This is a genomic window from Kluyvera ascorbata (assembly GCF_023195735.1).
Lineage (GTDB): Bacteria > Pseudomonadota > Gammaproteobacteria > Enterobacterales > Enterobacteriaceae > Kluyvera > Kluyvera ascorbata.
Genome location: NZ_CP096201.1, coordinates 650,695 through 667,488, shown reverse-complemented (window position 1 = coordinate 667,488; position 16,794 = coordinate 650,695). Strand labels below are relative to the sequence as shown.

The 16,794-nt window shown below is 55.2% G+C and carries 14 protein-coding genes and 1 tRNA gene; 8 read left to right on the top strand and 7 right to left on the bottom strand.

Going from position 1 to position 16,794, the window contains the following annotated elements; genetic code table 11:
- Positions 1-259: 259 nt before the first annotated feature.
- Positions 260-529, top strand: a complete 270-nt coding sequence (ubiK, locus tag MY052_RS03185; RefSeq protein WP_035893703.1) for a ubiquinone biosynthesis accessory factor UbiK — start codon at positions 260-262, stop codon at positions 527-529.
- 71 nt (positions 530-600) lie between these two features.
- Here the strand turns inward: ubiK and hldE are convergent, their stop codons facing one another.
- From hldE to MY052_RS03170, 3 genes are read right to left on the bottom strand one after another with little or no spacing between them, the layout of a single operon-like run.
- Complete coding sequence (gene hldE, locus MY052_RS03180) at positions 601-2,034, bottom strand: bifunctional D-glycero-beta-D-manno-heptose-7-phosphate kinase/D-glycero-beta-D-manno-heptose 1-phosphate adenylyltransferase HldE (RefSeq protein ID WP_035893702.1); 1,434 nt, start codon at positions 2,032-2,034, stop codon at positions 601-603.
- Positions 2,035-2,081: 47 nt separating this feature from the next.
- Complete coding sequence (glnE, locus tag MY052_RS03175) at positions 2,082-4,922, bottom strand: bifunctional [glutamate--ammonia ligase]-adenylyl-L-tyrosine phosphorylase/[glutamate--ammonia-ligase] adenylyltransferase (RefSeq protein WP_248538193.1); 2,841 nt, start codon at positions 4,920-4,922, stop codon at positions 2,082-2,084.
- Positions 4,923-4,943: 21 nt separating this feature from the next.
- Positions 4,944-6,245 carry a CYTH domain-containing protein gene (locus MY052_RS03170; protein ID WP_248538192.1) on the bottom strand — a complete coding sequence of 434 codons (1,302 nt, stop codon included), beginning with the start codon at positions 6,243-6,245 and terminating at the stop codon, positions 4,944-4,946.
- Between the two features lie 234 nt (positions 6,246-6,479).
- On the opposite strand from MY052_RS03170, the gene MY052_RS03165 reads away from it, so the two are divergent.
- Positions 6,480-7,100, top strand: a complete 621-nt coding sequence (locus MY052_RS03165) for a TIGR04211 family SH3 domain-containing protein (protein ID WP_035893696.1) — start codon at positions 6,480-6,482, stop codon at positions 7,098-7,100.
- Positions 7,101-7,168: 68 nt separating this feature from the next.
- A complete protein-coding gene (locus MY052_RS03160; RefSeq protein ID WP_248538191.1) occupies positions 7,169-8,410 on the top strand; it encodes a multifunctional CCA addition/repair protein in 1,242 nt (413 codons plus the stop codon).
- Between the two features lie 10 nt (positions 8,411-8,420).
- On the opposite strand, the gene bacA is transcribed toward MY052_RS03160, so the two are convergent.
- The gene (gene bacA, locus MY052_RS03155) at positions 8,421-9,242 is read right to left on the bottom strand and encodes an undecaprenyl-diphosphate phosphatase (RefSeq protein WP_035893692.1); all 822 of its coding nucleotides are present in this window, start codon (positions 9,240-9,242) and stop codon (positions 8,421-8,423) included.
- A 92-nt stretch (positions 9,243-9,334) separates the two neighbouring features.
- Positions 9,335-9,694, bottom strand: a complete 360-nt coding sequence (gene folB, locus MY052_RS03150) for a bifunctional dihydroneopterin aldolase/7,8-dihydroneopterin epimerase (RefSeq protein WP_035893690.1) — start codon at positions 9,692-9,694, stop codon at positions 9,335-9,337.
- 107 nt (positions 9,695-9,801) lie between these two features.
- Between folB and plsY the strand changes: the two genes are divergently transcribed.
- Positions 9,802-10,422, top strand: a complete 621-nt coding sequence (gene plsY / locus MY052_RS03145) for a glycerol-3-phosphate 1-O-acyltransferase PlsY (protein WP_123652351.1) — start codon at positions 9,802-9,804, stop codon at positions 10,420-10,422.
- 94 nt (positions 10,423-10,516) lie between these two features.
- Here plsY and tsaD read toward each other — a convergent pair whose 3' ends face one another.
- Positions 10,517-11,530 (bottom strand): tRNA (adenosine(37)-N6)-threonylcarbamoyltransferase complex transferase subunit TsaD, encoded by a 1,014-nt coding sequence (gene tsaD, locus MY052_RS03140; protein ID WP_202217157.1) that lies wholly within the window; start codon positions 11,528-11,530, stop codon positions 10,517-10,519.
- Positions 11,531-11,766: 236 nt separating this feature from the next.
- Between tsaD and rpsU the strand changes: the two genes are divergently transcribed.
- The 3 genes from rpsU to rpoD all read left to right on the top strand — a co-directional run bounded on the left by rpsU (position 11,767) and on the right by rpoD (position 15,961).
- Complete coding sequence (gene rpsU / locus MY052_RS03135; protein WP_001144069.1) at positions 11,767-11,982, top strand: 30S ribosomal protein S21; 216 nt, start codon at positions 11,767-11,769, stop codon at positions 11,980-11,982.
- Positions 11,983-12,220: 238 nt separating this feature from the next.
- Entirely contained in the window at positions 12,221-13,963 is a 1,743-nt protein-coding gene (gene dnaG, locus MY052_RS03130; RefSeq protein ID WP_248538190.1) for a DNA primase, read from the top strand.
- Between the two features lie 153 nt (positions 13,964-14,116).
- Positions 14,117-15,961 (top strand): RNA polymerase sigma factor RpoD, encoded by a 1,845-nt coding sequence (rpoD, locus tag MY052_RS03125; RefSeq protein WP_035893681.1) that lies wholly within the window; start codon positions 14,117-14,119, stop codon positions 15,959-15,961.
- A gap of 93 nt (positions 15,962-16,054) precedes the next feature.
- Here rpoD and mug read toward each other — a convergent pair whose 3' ends face one another.
- Positions 16,055-16,561 carry a G/U mismatch-specific DNA glycosylase gene (mug, locus tag MY052_RS03120; RefSeq protein ID WP_248538189.1) on the bottom strand — a complete coding sequence of 169 codons (507 nt, stop codon included), beginning with the start codon at positions 16,559-16,561 and terminating at the stop codon, positions 16,055-16,057.
- A gap of 126 nt (positions 16,562-16,687) precedes the next feature.
- On the opposite strand from mug, the gene MY052_RS03115 reads away from it, so the two are divergent.
- Positions 16,688-16,763 (top strand) — tRNA-Ile (locus MY052_RS03115).
- Positions 16,764-16,794: the final 31 nt, after the last annotated feature.

Here is a 16,794-nt window from a genome sequence, read left to right as displayed (position 1 = left end):
TGCCTTCGCTCACACCAGTCATTTAGTTGACTAAACTCCTGGTGACTCGCTCAGTTGCCGCCTTGCTGCAACGCGAACTTCTTTGGATGTTGCTGATTTACCGCCGGTGGGGAATTTCGCCCCGCCCTGAGAATAAGCGTACTTACTATAACGCCAATGACTATCTTCGGCAATGCATAAGCTTCGAACAATTCTGGTTTATCGCACCGGGATAAGACACTACAATAACGTTCATGCCGACAGAATCAGGGAACAAGAGATGATCGACCCGAAAAAAATTGAACAAATCGCCCGCCAGGTCCACGAATCCATGCCGAAAGGCCTGCGTGAGTTCGGGGATGATATTGAAAAGAAAGTTCGTCAGGTGATCCAGTCACAGCTGACGCGTCTTGATGTGGTGAGCCGTGAAGAGTTTGACGTGCAGACTCAGGTTCTGCTGCGTACGCGTGAGAAGCTGGCGCTGCTGGAACAGCGGATTAGCGAGCTGGAAAACCGCGCTGCGGCACCGGTCGTAGACGACAAAGAGTAAGAATACAGCCCCCTCACCCCGGCCCTATCCTCCACGGGGAGAGGGTTAGGGTGAGGGGGAAATTTAGCGCACTACTTCTCGCTATCTTTCTGAATCTTCTTGATAATATTGGTCGTAGAACAACCATCTTCAAAGTTCAGCACCAGCACTTCACCGCCATTCGCCCACACTTCTTCGCTACCGGCAATTTGCTCTGGCTTATAGTCGCCGCCTTTGACCAGACGATCCGGCAGGATCTCGGCAATCAGACGCTGCGGGGTATCTTCTTCAAATGATACGACCCAGTCCACGGACTCCAGCGCGCCCAACACAATCATGCGCTGATCCAGCGGGTTAACCGGGCGGGTTTCACCTTTCAGACGTTTGGTAGAAGCATCGCTGTTTACCGCAACAATCAGACGATCGCCCAACTTACGCGCGTTAGCCAGATAGGAGACGTGCCCCGCGTGCAGAATATCGAACACGCCGTTGGTCATCACCACTTTCTCGCCACGGCGACGGGCAGCGGCAACCGCATTTTTCAGCTCTTCTTCGCTCATTACGCCAAAACCGGTATCCGCGCGACCGCGCACAGCATTCTCCAGTTCGATTGGCGAAACGGTAGAAGTACCCAGTTTGCCCACAACGACACCCGCCGCAGCGTTAGCAAAGAAGCAGGCCTCTTCCAGCGTTTTGCCAGAGGCCAACGTCGCCGCCAGTACACCGATAACGGTATCGCCTGCACCGGTCACATCGTACACTTCCTGAGCCTGCGTTGGCTGATGCAACGGCGCTTTGCCCGGCTGCAGCAGCGTCATACCCTGCTCGGAACGTGTCACCAGCAGCGCAGCGAGATCGTAATCAGCAATCAGCTTCATGCCCCGTTCAACGATCTCCGCTTCGTCCTTGCACTTACCAACCACCGCTTCAAACTCAGAGAGGTTCGGCGTCAGCAGCGTTGCGCCACGATAGCGTTCGAAATTGGTGCCCTTCGGATCGATAAGCACTGGCACATTTGCTTTGCGCGCCAGCTGAATCATCTGCTGAACGCTTTCCAGCGCGCCTTTAGCGTAGTCAGACAGTACCAGTGCGCCTACGCTCGGCAAACTGCTCTGAATGCGGTCATGCAGCGGCTGTGGATCAACGCCGGCAAAGCCTTCTTCAAAGTCCAGACGAATCAACTGCTGATTACGCGACAGTACGCGCAGCTTGGTGATCGTCGGGTGCGTCGGTACGGAAACGAAGTCACATTTCACGTTGACGTCGGCCAGCGCTTTATTCAATGCGCGTGCGGCATCATCGATACCGGTCAGACCGACCAGACGTGAACCTGCCCCCAGGGACGCAATGTTCATCGCCACGTTTGCCGCGCCGCCCGGGCGTTCTTCTATAGTTTCCACCTTCACTACGGGGACCGGGGCTTCCGGGGAAATACGGCTGGTTGGACCATACCAATAGCGATCCAGCATGACGTCGCCAACCACCATCACTCCTGCGCGTTCAAATTCCGGCAGCGTTACTTTCATTCTTGTCTCCTGAGAGAATCAAAATTTTGGCGCGATAATAGCACATTTCACGGTTGAACCAGCCACTTCTGCCAACTGGCACTGACTAGTTCACGCTCCCGCACGAAGCTTGATAAATCGACATTTCCCGGCAGCTCCTGAAGCGCCAGGTGATGTAACGCATCGCGCAACGTGGTGTAGGCACGGGTGAGTGCCTGTGCTTCGTGCTCGTCCATAATGTCGTTTTGCGCTAGCAGTTCGAGAATACGCACGTTATCCGACCAACGGGTCAGCTTCGGCTTCTCGTGGGCATAGCGCAGCACCAGATACTGGGTGATAAATTCAATATCCGTTATCCCACCCGCATCGGTTTTAATATCAAAACGGTCGCGCTGCTTGCCGCCCAAATGCGCGCGCATTTTTTCACGCATCTCGCGCACTTCGGTTTGCAGCGCCGTACCCTCGCGCGAAGTGGTCAGAATACGTCGACGGATCTCGTCGAACTGCTGCTGCAGCTGCGGGTCGCCGTAGACCACGCGGGCGCGCACCAGCGCCTGATGCTCCCAAGTCCACGCTTCGTTTTGCTGATAATCAGCAAACGATTCAGCGGTGGTTACCAGCATACCCGCCGCGCCGGAGGGGCGCAGACGCGCATCGACTTCATACAGAATGCCAGACGAAGTACGCGTGCTGAACAGGTGCATAATGCGCTGCGCCAGACGCAGATAGAACTGACGACCGTCGATTTCCCGTTCGCCGTCGGTCATGGCGTCCATCGGGCAGTCGTGCAGGAAGACCAGATCCAAATCTGAGCTATAGCCCAGCTCCCATCCGCCGAGCTTGCCGTAACCAATCACTGCAAACCCGCGCCCGTGACGCTCCCGAAGATGGGTTGGCTGTCCATAGCGCGCCACCATCTGCACCCACGCCTGCTGGACCACGGCATCAATCATCGCTTCCGCAAGCCAGGTTAAGTGGTCGCTGACCTTCATCACCGGCAACGTACCGGCGATATCGGCGGCGGCAATGTGCAGCAACTGCGCCTGCTTAAACTGACGCAGGGCTTCCAGCTGCTGCTCTTCGTCCTCTTCCGGTACGCGCAGCAGATACTGACGCAGCTCGTCACGATAAGCATCGGTCGCCGTCGGCTGATAGAGCGTGTTCGGGTCAAGCAGCTCATCCAGCAGCAGCGGGTAGCGCGCAAGCTGGCTTGCCACCATCGGCGACGCGGCGCACAGGCGGATAAGATGCTTTAAGGTGCCGGGGTATTCGCTTAATAGTTCGAGGTAAGTGGTACGAGTAACAATGCCGCTCAGCAGCGGAGTAATGCGCGTAAGCAATACCGTGGCATCTTCACGCGAGCACACTTCGCTCAGCAGATGCGGCATCAGCGAGTCCAGTACCTGACGCCCACGCGGGCCAATGGTGCGCTTATCCAGTTCTTTACGGAAGTCGGCAATCTGCGACAGCACGCGGTGGCGGTCGTCGTTGCTCAGATGCACCAGCCCCGACGGAGAATCATCTTCCTGCAGGGTATCCTGCCATAGCTCACGCCAGGACTCCGAAAGCTGTTCTTCCTGCGAGGGCTCTTCATCGTCGCCGATAAGCTCGTTAAAGACGCGACGCACTTCCGCCATCAAAGTATCCAGCCGCTCGGTCAGCGAGGCCCAATCGGAAAAATGCATTCCCCACGCCAGACGGGCGCGGTTGAGGTCATCGCCAGGCAGCGTCTGCGTCTGTTCGTCGTTGATGCTTTGCAGCAGGTTTTCAAGGCGGCGTAAGAATAGATACGCCTCACGCAGCGCCTGCGCGTCGGTTTCCGACAGCAGATTCAGGGTTTCAATGGCTTTGAGCGTTGGCAGCAGCGAGCGGCTTTGCAGCGTCGGCTCACGCCCGCCGCGGATCAGCTGAAAGACCTGAACGATAAACTCGATTTCGCGAATGCCGCCCGCGCCAAGCTTGATGTTATCTTTCAAACCCCGGCGGCGTACTTCGCGGGTGATCATCCCTTTCATATTACGCAGCGACTGGATCACGCTAAAGTCGATATAGCGGCGGAAGACAAACGGCCGCAGCATGGCCCGCAGCTCGCTGGTGTACACGCCGTCGTCATCGCCCATGATCCGCGCTTTAACCATGGCATAGCGCTCCCAGTCACGCCCCTGCTCCTGGTAATAATCTTCCAGCGCGGCAAAGCTCAGCACCAGCGGGCCGCTGTCGCCAAACGGCCGCAGGCGCATATCAACGCGGTAGACGAAACCGTCCTGCGTCGGTTGATCCAGCACCTTAATCAGGCGCTGGCCGAGGCGGGTAAAGAACTGGGCGTTATCCAGTTCGCGACGCCCGCCTTGGGTACTGCCGTGTTCTGGCCAGGCAAAGATCAGGTCGATATCGGAGGAGAAATTCAGCTCTCCGCCGCCCAGCTTGCCCATACCGAGGATCAGCAGCGGCTGCGGCACACCATCCGCACTGCACGGCGTGCCCCAATCGCGACAGCAGGCCTCGTAGAGCCAGTTGCGCGCGTTGACGATCAGCGTTTCCGCCAGATGGCTCAACTGCTGGAGCGTATCTTCTTCGGAGACCTGCGACAGCGCCTGCGCCCAGGCAATGCGTACCATCACCCGGCGGCGAAACAGCCGCAAGACGCGCATCAGCGCCGTTTCATCGTACACCTCAGCCAGCTCCGCCTGGAGCCAACCCGAATATTGCCGCCACTCATCCGCCTGCGGCGGGTCGCTTTCTAGCGACGCCAGCCACTCGGGGTGCGCCGTTACACTTTGCTGAACAAAATCACTAAAGGTGAAAACAGCCTGCGCTTCAACGCCAAGCGACCCGATAGGAAAATCATCCGGGGCTCGCTCTACGAGCGTTTGCCAGTGCTGCTGTAACTGCGAAGAAAGCGGCGTCATACGCGGGTTCCCTGAAGTTAATTAACGTTTTCCGCTGTGTAGCCAGAATGGTTCGACCGACAGAGCCTCATTACGGAAATGTTCAATTTCAATGTGCTGGCGAGTTTCAATCGCGTGGCGCAAGCCCTGCCAGTTCGCCAGCCAGCGTTCAGCCTGGTCGGTATCGTAATAGCCCGCCAGCAGTTGAACGGTGTTTATATCGCGGATCAAACGTGGCAGTTGATCGCCGTAAGCATCACCCAACGGGTAAGCAAAAACGGTGCGCAACTCAGCTGCCTGACGAGAAAGATGAATATCGGCAAAGCGCTTAAATGAGTCGGCCATTTTGGCTTCTGCTTTAGCGTCCAGGAATGCCTCCCAGCCGTGCAGTACCAGCCATTCGGTGTAAGCAAGCTTCGTCAGCGCCGTCTCACGGCTGAATACCGCGTCGTGTGCGGATGCCTCGCTCGCCATCAGCGCATCAATCTGGGTTAGCCCATCGCGCAGCGCGGCGCTGGCCTTACGCGGCACAATGCCGCCAAACAGCGTCAGAATATGGCGCACCAGGCCCAGCGCATTCAGCACTTCCACTTTTGCCTTTTTGTTGCCGCGCAGCCACAGTTCTTCGTGGTACTGCCAGTGGGCGAGCGCTTTTTCCAGCGCAGCTTCCAGCGCCTGACCTACCGTCGCTTTCGGCGGCAGTGAAAGAATGGTCAGCGGTTTCATCGCGCGCGCTTCATTGCCCTGCGCCAGATGGTATCCGCGAGCGGCTTTGCTCAGGCTGCCTTGACGCAGCAGGCCGGTTTCCGCCAGCTGTTTCGCCAGCGCCAGCACGTCGGCGGTCTCGCCGTTCAGCAGTTCAAGCTCCAGTTCGCAGATAGCTTCCTGATGCTCACCGGCTTTAACGTCGCCCAGATCCAGCGCGACCTCAATGCGGCTTTTCCCCTGTGACACCACCCACTTCTCGCGAAGGAAATCGGTGCTGAACAACGGCTGCACCTGCTCCGCTAGCCCTTCCGGCATTTCACCGTTCGGCCAGACTTCTGCCGGCAGCTTATCGAGCGCCAGCTCGGGAGTACTGATATCAATATTGTATTCCGGGCGCTGGTGCAGCCCGCCCACGGTGCGCCCGGCGATTTTCATCGTCATCTCATAGCGACCGTTATCGCCGCGAATGCGCAGCCCCATATCGTGGCGGCGCAGCCAGTTATCGGCGGTTTCGTAGTAGATATTCAGTAACTGAGTTGCAGGCGTGTGCTCTGCATCGAGGGTGTTAAGGTGATTACGCAGCGTCTCAACGCCAGCGTTATCGACAATAAATTTTAATTCGATTTCTTGAGCCATGATTGAATTCTTGTGGTTTCGTTGCCCGGAAATACCTTTGTGGCGAACTTACAGGTATTCTTTTTGTCAGTAGATAGTATTTTGCGACAAATTGCCATGCAATGCGCAATTTGTCGGGCTAATCGCTGATGGCGTTTTTTCCTCCTGGAGGATTCTGATTGCCGCAGAATGCTTTGCGTCGTCAGACTGTTGCCACTACTATCGTTCCACTTTTATGACAAAAACGATGATCTGATGCCAAAATTACGCTTAATTGCCATTACTTTACTGACACTTACCGCTTCCACCATCGCGCACGCTGATGAAAAGCGCTACGTTTCCGACGAATTGAACACCTGGGTCCGCAGCGGCCCGGGTGATAATTACCGCCTGGCGGGCACGGTGAATGCGGGCGAAGAAGTGACCCTGCTGCAGACCAACGATGCGACCCAGTACGGTCAGGTTCGCGACAGCAACGGCCGCACCGCATGGATCCCGCTGAAAGAACTGACCGCTACGCCTAGCCTGCGTACCCGCGTGCCGGATCTGGAAAATCAGGTCAAAACCCTGACCGATAAGCTCAACAATATCGACACCACCTGGAACCAGCGCACCGCAGAAATGCAGAAAAAGGTCGCCCAGAGTGATAGCGTGATTAATGGTTTAAAAAATGAAAACCAGAAGCTAAAGAATGAGCTTATTGTCGCGCAGAAAAAAGTGAACGCCGCTAACCTGCAGCTGGATGACAAACAACGCACCATCATTATGCAGTGGTTTATGTACGGTGGCGGTGTGCTGGGTATGGGCTTGCTCCTGGGTCTGGTTCTGCCGCACATCATTCCGAGCCGTAAGCGTAAAGATCGCTGGATGAACTAACCCCGATTCGCGTTCTCAGTGCTTCTTTCGTATTATCCAGAAAGAATAATGTCGAGGAGAAGCGTGGCGTGAAGAGTTATCTGGTCGGTGGTGCAGTTCGGGACGGGTTGTTAGGACTACCGGTCAAAGATAAAGATTGGGTGGTGGTTGGCGCTACGCCACAGCAAATGCTCGACGCGGGCTACCAGCAGGTAGGCCGCGATTTCCCTGTATTCCTCCACCCAGAAAGCCACGAAGAGTACGCGCTTGCCCGCACCGAGCGTAAATCGGGCTCGGGCTATACCGGCTTTACCTGCTATGCCGCGCCGGACGTCACGCTGGAGCAGGACCTGCTGCGCCGCGATTTAACCGTCAACGCGCTGGCTCAGGATGCCGACGGCACTATTATCGACCCTTACGGCGGCCAGAACGACCTCCAGCAGCGCATTCTGCGCCACGTTTCCCCTGCTTTCGGTGAAGACCCACTTCGCGTGCTGCGCGTCGCGCGCTTTGCCGCGCGCTATGCCCATCTGAGTTTCCGTATTGCCGATGAAACCATGACGCTGATGCGCGAAATGACCGACGCTGGCGAGCTCGCCCATCTGACGCCAGAACGCGTATGGAAAGAAACAGAAAATGCGCTCGGCACGCGTAACCCACAGGTCTTCTTCCAGACGCTTCGCGACTGCGGCGCGCTGAAGGTTTTATTCCCGGAAATTGATGCACTGTATGGCGTACCGGCACCAGAAAAATGGCATCCGGAAATTGATACCGGCGTGCATACGTTAATGACGTTGACGATGGCAGCAATGCTGAGCCCGGAAATTGATGTGCGCTTCGCCACGCTGTGCCACGATTTAGGCAAAGGCCTCACGCCAAAAGAATTCTGGCCGCGTCATCATGGCCACGGCCCGGCGGGCGTGAAGCTGGTTGAACAGCTCTGCCAGCGCCTGAAGGTGCCCAACGAGATGCGCGACCTGGCAAAGCTGGTTGCCGAGTTCCACGACCTCATCCATACCCTGCCTATTCTGCAGCCCAAAACGCTGGTGAAGCTGTTTGACTCGATCGACGCCTGGCGCAAGCCGCAGCGCGTTGAGCAGATTGCGCTGACCAGCGAGGCTGACGTGCGGGGTAGAACCCACTTTGAAGCCTGTGATTATCCGCAAGGGCGCTTGCTCCGCGAAGCCTGGCTGGCGGCGAAAGCCGTGGGTAATAAAGAAGTTATCGACGATGGCTTTAAAGGGCCGGAGATTCGTGAAGAACTGACGCGCCGTCGTATTCTGGCGGTAGCAAACTGGAAGGAAAAGCGCTGCCCTCAGCCCAAAGACTGAGGGCTCTTCATCAGAAGAAGACCACGTAGACGGCGGCCGCCACAATGAAGCGGTAGATAGCGAACGGAATAAACGAAATCCGTTTCACGAGCTGCAGGAAGGTTTTAATCGCCACCAGCGCAACCAGGAAAGCCATCACAAAGCCTACCGCGAACATCGGGATGTCGGCGGCGGTCAGGAAGTGCCAGCTCTTATAGAGATCCAGCACCGTCGCGCCCATCATCATCGGCACCGCCAGCAGGAACGAGAACTCAGAGGCAGCGTAGCGACTCACGCCCATCAGCATACCGCCGGAAATCGTCGCCCCGGAGCGGGAAAAGCCTGGCCACAGCGCGAGACACTGGAAGCAGCCAATCGCAAAGGCCTGACGGTAGCTCATATCATCAATGCCCACCGCGCTTGGTTTTTTCGGTTTCAGCAACTCGGCGGCGATTAACAGCAGGCCGCCCACAATCAGGGCGTACATTACGTTAACCGGGTTAAACAGCGATTTAATTTTATCGTGCAGCACTAATCCCAGTACCACCGCGGGGATCATGCCAAGCAGAATATGAATCAGCGATAAACGCCCGGAGCCTTCACCTTCGTGAACCGGCGGACGCCCGAAGTTGATGCCAATCAGCCCAAACAGGCGGCGCCAGAACATCACCACCACGGCCAGAATCGAACCTAGCTGGATAACCACTTCAAAGGTATCCGCCGTTTCTCCTTCAAACCCCAGTAGATGACCTACGATTATCATATGTCCGGTACTGGATACGGGCAGAAACTCCGTCAGTCCTTCGACCACACCCAAAATTGCCGCGACCAGCAGCGAGTGTATATCGCTCATTAATAAACCCTTAAAAAGTAAACAATAAAATAAACCCGGCACTATGACCGGTATAAATCACATTGGTTTAAATAATATTACTGCTGATACTTTTATTTCAGATTATGGCCACGCTCAATAATAACGCCGACGTTCGCCGCGCGGGCGACGGCACCCGGTTTGCTCACTTTGATGCGCACCCACGGGGAGTTAAAGCGAGACATCAGCAGCTCGGCGACTTCTTCCGCCACGCGTTCGACCAACGCAAAACGGCTGCCTTCGACATGCTTAACCACCGCTTCGCTGATATCCGCGTAGCTCAGACAGTCATCCACGTTGTCGCTGGCGGCGGCTTTACGGTTATCCCAGCCTAATTCGATATCGAACACCAGCTTCTGTTCAATGGTTTGTTCCCAGTCATAAACACCAATAGTGGTGATTACCGAAAGTTGCTCTATAAATACAATATCCATCACGACCTGCTTGGTTTTAGGCTAAACCGGATACCACTTCCGGCGAATTATGCGTATTATCCACAGATGCAGAGAATACTTCGACATTTTCAAAATGGAACAGCGTTATGAGTGCAATCGAGCCTGGAATGATCCTCCTCGCCTACCTTTGCGGCTCAATTTCCAGCGCCATTCTGGTCTGCCGCATCGCGGGGTTACCTGACCCTCGCACCAGTGGTTCCGGTAATCCCGGGGCCACTAACGTGTTACGCATCGGCGGAAAAGGCGCAGCCGCAGCCGTGCTGATTTTCGACATCCTGAAAGGGATGCTGCCCGTTTGGGGCGCGTATGCCCTTGGCCTTTCCCCATTCTGGCTAGGCCTGGTGGCGATTGCCGCCTGTCTGGGCCACATCTGGCCGGTATTTTTCCATTTCCAGGGCGGTAAAGGCGTTGCTACCGCTTTCGGCGCCATTGCGCCTATCGGCTGGGATCTCACCGGCGTGATGGCCGGGACATGGCTGCTGACTATTTTGCTCAGCGGCTATTCTTCGCTTGGCGCCATCGTCAGCGCGCTGGTCGCGCCGTTTTACGTCTGGTGGTTTAAACCTCAGTACACCTTCCCGGTGTCGATGCTCTCATGCCTGATTCTGTTGCGTCATCATGACAATATTCAGCGCCTATGGCGACGTCAGGAGACAAAAATCTGGGCACGTTTGAAAAAGCGTAAGCAGAAGAAAGAAGAAGAGTAGCAGAGGAATTGACGTCGCCCAGCCGAGCTTCGCGACGCCGGGACAGCCCCGGGGTCGGCGTAACCGCCTCGCCCGGGCTACCATCGGGCATATCTTATGCGGCTGGCAGTTCAGCCAGCGGCCAGCGCGGGCGAACGGTCACACCCAGCGATTCATTCACGCCGGTTTTCAGACGCACCATCCCCGCATAGGCAATCATCGCGCCGTTATCGGTACAGAACTCAGGGCGTGCATAGAACACTTCGCCGCGACGTTTTTGCATCATTTCTGCCAGCTTCGCTCGCAGCGTACGGTTGGCGCTCACGCCGCCCGCCATCACCAGACGCTTGAAGCCGGTTTGATCCAGCGCGCGTTTACACTTGATCATCAGCGTATCCACCACCGCATCTTCAAATGCACGAGCGATATCGGCACGAGTTTGGTCGTCAGCCTCGTTATTACGTATGGTGTTGGCCGCGAACGTTTTCAGACCAGAGAAGCTGAAGTCCAGCCCTGGGCGATCGGTCATCGGACGCGGGAAGACAAAGCGCCCTTCCGTGCCCTGCGACGCCAGTTTCGACAGCATCGGGCCGCCAGGGTAGTCCAGACCAAGCAGCTTCGCCGTCTTATCAAAGGCTTCGCCCGCCGCATCGTCAATCGACTCGCCGAGCAGCGTGTATTCACCGATACCGGTCACGCTAATCAGCTGCGTATGGCCACCAGAAACCAGCAGCGCCACAAACGGGTATTCAGGTGGGTTATCTTCCAGCATCGGTGCCAGAAGGTGTCCTTCCATATGGTGTACAGGAATAGCCGGCACGTTCCAGGCAAACGCCAGCGAACGCCCAACCGTTGCCCCAACCAGCAGCGCTCCGACCAGACCCGGACCAGCGGTATAGGCCACAGCATCAATATCTTTAGCCGTCAGATTAGCCTCTTTTAAGGCTTCCTGAATCAGCGGCACCGTTTTACGCACGTGGTCGCGCGAAGCCAGTTCAGGCACCACGCCGCCGTAGTCAGCGTGTAATTTCACCTGACTATACAGTTGGTTGGCTAACAGACCTTTTTCGTCGTCATAAATTGCGATGCCGGTTTCATCGCAGGATGTTTCAATACCCAGTACACGCATGGCTATATTTACCTCGTTTCAATATCGCGCAGTTTAGGTTTTCTATCCCGGCTTGTAAAACATTGTTCGCCCCAGGAAGCTGCCTCGTGTATACTCCTCACCCTTAAAAAGTTCATTTCAAAAAAGGCACCGGTGCTTTACAAAGCAGCAGTAGTTGCAGTAAAATTCCGCACCATTTTGAAATAAGCTGGCGCTGATGCCAGCAGCAAACCGAATTAATCAAAGGTGAGAGGCACATGCCGGTAATTAAAGTACGTGAAAACGAGCCGTTCGACGTAGCTCTGCGTCGCTTCAAGCGTTCCTGCGAAAAAGCAGGTGTTCTGGCGGAAGTTCGTCGTCGTGAGTTCTATGAAAAACCGACTACCGAACGTAAGCGCGCTAAAGCTTCTGCAGTGAAACGTCACGCGAAGAAACTGGCTCGCGAAAACGCACGCCGTACTCGTCTGTACTAATCTTTTGAGAGCATCGGCTCTCAATTGTCAGACCGAGTTGTAGTTGCAAGGCCGTGCTTCCGAAAGGAATGCGCGGCTTGTTTTCGTTTATAAATCAGCATTTACACAAAATCATTCATGCTGTGTCCAGGCGGCAAGTGAGTGAATCCCCGGAGCTTACATAAGTAAGTGACAGGGGTGAACGAACGCGGCCAACGCAGAGACAGTTTGAAGGATGAAGTGTAAATAAACGGGGCTTATGGCTGGACGAATCCCACGCGTATTCATCAATGACCTGCTGGCACGCACCGACATCATCGATCTGATCGATGCCCGGGTGAAGCTTAAAAAACAGGGCAAGAATTACCATGCGTGCTGTCCGTTCCATAACGAGAAAACCCCCTCTTTCACCGTAAACGGTGATAAGCAGTTTTATCACTGCTTCGGCTGCGGCGCACACGGCAATGCCATCGACTTTCTGATGAACTACGACAAGCTCGAGTTCGTTGAAACCGTTGAAGAACTGGCGGCCATGCACAATCTTGAAGTGCCGTATGAAGCCGGAACAGGCCTGAGCCAGATAGAGCGTCATCAACGACAAAATCTCTATCAACTCATGGAAGGATTAAATGATTTTTATCAGCAATCCTTCACACAACCCATCGCCGAGCCTGCACGCCAGTACCTGGAGCAACGCGGCCTGAGTGCCGAGATTGTCCAGCGTTTTGCTATTGGTTTTGCACCGCCAGGCTGGGACAACGCCTTAAAACGTTTCGGCGGTAATGTCGACAACAGAAAGCTGCTGCTCGATGCCGGAATGCTGGTCAACAACGACCAGGGAAGAACGTACGACCGTTTTCGCAATCGCGTAATGTTCCCGATTCGCGACAAACGAGGCCGGGTTATTGGATTTGGAGGTCGCGTATTAGGTAACGATACGCCGAAATACCTCAACTCCCCGGAAACCGATATTTTCCATAAAGGTCGCCAGCTTTATGGCCTTTATGAAGCCCAGCAGCACAGCGCGGAACCCCAGCGCCTGCTGGTTGTCGAAGGCTATATGGATGTCGTCGCTCTGGCGCAATACGGTATTAACTACGCGGTGGCTTCACTGGGTACATCAACCACAGCCGACCACATGCATATGCTGTTCCGTGCGACGAATAACGTAATTTGCTGTTACGACGGCGACCGCGCCGGGCGCGATGCCGCATGGCGTGCGCTGGAAACGGCCATGCCTTACATGACCGACGGTCGTCAGCTACGCTTTATGTTCCTGCCCGACGGTGAAGACCCGGACACGCTGGTTCGTAAAGAAGGCAAAGAGGCTTTTGAAGCCCGGATGGAGCATGCTCAACCGCTCTCCGTGTTCTTATTTAATAGCCTCCTGCCACAGGTTGACCTGAGCACACCAGACGGCAGCACGCAGCTCGCTGCCCTGGCGCTCCCGTTAATCAGCAAGGTACCGGGCGATGCGCACCGCATTCAGCTGCGCCAGACGCTGGGTCTGAAGCTAGGCATCTTTGACGATGCACAACTTGATCGTTTAATGCCTAAACAGGCAGAAAGTGGCGTTGTTCGCCCGACTCAGCAGATAAAACAGACGCCTATGCGTATACTTATAGGGCTACTGGTGCAAAACCCAAATCTGGCACCACTTGTACCTCCTATGCATGGGCTGGCTCAGACAAAGCTACCAGGTCTCAGCCTGTTCACTCAGTTGGTGAACCTGTGCGTTGCGCAACCGGGCCTGACAACGGGCCAGCTTTTAGAGAACTATCGTGGAACAAGTGAGTACTCAACACTTGAAAAACTCTCAGCCTGGAACGATATAAAGGATGAGAACGTTGAAAAAATGTTCACCGATACGCTCAACCGAATTTTTGATTCAATGCTTGAACAGCGACAGGAAGAGTTGATAGCTCGCGATCGCACGCACGGTTTAAGCAGTGAAGAACGCAGGGAGTTCTGGGAAATCAGACAGGCCCTGGAAAAAAAATGAATTTAACGGCTTAACTGCCGAATACCGATCGGGAAGCCCCCGACAGCCGCTCGAGGCGCAGCGGCACTAATATAAGTACGCCCTCGCTTTAAATGTCGGCGGTTCGTTCGCCGACCGACACCAATCAAATGAATTAAGTGTGGATACCGTCTTATGGAGCAAAACCCGCAGTCACAGCTCAAGCTTCTTGTCCAGCGTGGTAAGGAGCAAGGCTATCTGACCTATGCCGAGGTCAATGACCATCTGCCGGAAGATATCGTCGATTCAGATCAGATCGAAGACATCATCCAAATGATCAACGACATGGGCATTCAGGTGATGGAAGAAGCGCCGGATGCCGATGATCTGTTGCTGGCTGAAACCTCCAACAACACTGATGAAGACGCGGAAGAAGCGGCTGCACAGGTTCTGTCCAGCGTGGAATCCGAAATCGGGCGTACAACCGACCCGGTGCGTATGTACATGCGCGAAATGGGTACGGTAGAACTGCTGACCCGCGAAGGCGAAATCGACATCGCTAAACGCATCGAAGACGGGATCAACCAGGTTCAGTGCTCCGTTGCCGAATACCCAGAAGCCATTACCTACCTGCTGGAACAGTACGATCGCGTTGAAGCTGAAGAAGCGCGTCTGTCTGACCTGATCACCGGTTTTGTTGACCCGAACGCTGAAGAAGATATGGCGCCTACCGCCACTCACGTCGGTTCCGAACTGTCTCAGGAAGAGATGGATGACGACGATGAAGACGAAGACGACGACAGCGACGATAGCAGCGACGATGACAACAGCATCGACCCAGAGCTGGCGCGTGAGAAATTTGGCGAGCTGCGTACTCAGTACGAAATCACTCGCGACACGATCAAAGCAAAAGGCCGTAGCCATGCCAGCGCTCAGGAAGAGATCCTGAAGCTGTCTGAAGTGTTCAAGCAGTTCCGTCTGGTACCGAAGCAGTTCGACTACCTGGTAAACAGCATGCGTACCATGATGGACCGCGTGCGTACCCAGGAACGTATCATCATGAAGATGTGCGTTGAACAGTGCAAAATGCCGAAGAAAAACTTCATCACTCTGTTCACCGGCAATGAAACCAGCGAAACCTGGTTCAACGCGGCTATCGCGATGAACAAACCGTGGTCTGAAAAGCTGCACGACGTAAAAGAAGACGTTATGCGCAGCCTGCAGAAACTGCAGCAGATTGAAGAAGAGACCGGCCTGACCATCGAGCAGGTTAAAGATATCAACCGTCGTATGTCCATCGGTGAAGCGAAAGCCCGCCGTGCGAAGAAAGAGATGGTTGAAGCAAACTTACGTCTGGTTATTTCTATCGCGAAGAAATACACCAACCGTGGTCTGCAGTTCCTTGACCTGATTCAGGAAGGCAACATCGGCCTGATGAAAGCGGTAGATAAGTTTGAATACCGCCGCGGCTACAAGTTCTCCACCTACGCAACCTGGTGGATCCGTCAGGCGATCACCCGTTCTATCGCAGACCAGGCGCGCACCATCCGTATTCCGGTGCATATGATTGAGACCATTAACAAGCTTAACCGTATCTCCCGCCAGATGCTGCAAGAGATGGGTCGTGAACCGACGCCAGAAGAGCTGGCCGAGCGCATGCTGATGCCGGAAGATAAGATTCGTAAGGTGCTGAAAATCGCCAAAGAGCCAATCTCCATGGAAACGCCAATCGGCGACGATGAAGATTCGCATCTGGGTGATTTCATCGAGGATACCACCCTCGAGCTGCCGCTGGACTCTGCAACCACCGAGAGCCTGCGTGCTGCCACCCACGATGTTCTGGCTGGCCTGACCGCCCGTGAAGCGAAAGTCCTGCGTATGCGTTTCGGTATCGATATGAACACCGACCACACGCTGGAAGAAGTGGGTAAACAGTTTGACGTTACCCGCGAACGTATCCGTCAGATCGAAGCGAAGGCGCTGCGTAAACTGCGTCACCCAAGCCGCTCTGAAGTGCTGCGTAGCTTCCTGGACGATTAATCGCCCCGGTAAGAACGTAAAAAAGCTCCCTGATGGGAGCTTTTTTTTGCCTGTAATTCGGTGCATTTCCCGGCGGCGCTACGCTTGGCCGGGCTACAGGCCGCGCGTTTTCAACGCCACATCCAGTTCCTGATACGCCTCTACCAGCTTATCCAGCGTAATCCGGCTCAGCCCGCTCGGGTTCGGCAACACCCATACCTCGGTATCACCAATCATGTAGGTCTGCTTACCCCACGTCGCCCCGCGCTGCCCTAAGCCGCGCTCAAATGCCTGCTTGCCGAGCACCGCCAGCGCAGCTGGCTTGTAATGCTCAACCTTCTCAATCAGCGCCTGCCCGCCGCTGCGCAGTTCCTGCAGACTGACCTCACTCGCCTGCACCGTCGGGCGCTCAACCAGCTTAGTGACGCCACAATGGAACGTCAGCATCTGCTCCGCCTCTTCCGGCTTCAGCTGACGCTCGGTAAACCCCGCAAGGTGCAGCACCTTCCAGAAGCGGTTTGCCGGATGGGCAAAGGGATAGCCCAGAGAAGAAGATGACAGCCCCGGGTTAATACCGCAGAACAGCACCCGCAGCCCCGAATCAATAATGTCCTTAACCATAATATTCTCGATCAATACATCGTGAGATCAGTATAACGAATTGAAAATGCATTGTTTATAAAAACAGCATGTGCACGCTTAACGCTGGATTGGCGCTCGCTGTTACTTTATAATCGTCCGCTACCCGGCCCCTTAGCTCAGTGGTTAGAGCAGGCGACTCATAATCGCTTGGTCGTTGGTTCAAACCCAACAGGGGCCACCAGATAAAAAAGGGCTGACGAGAAATCGTCAGC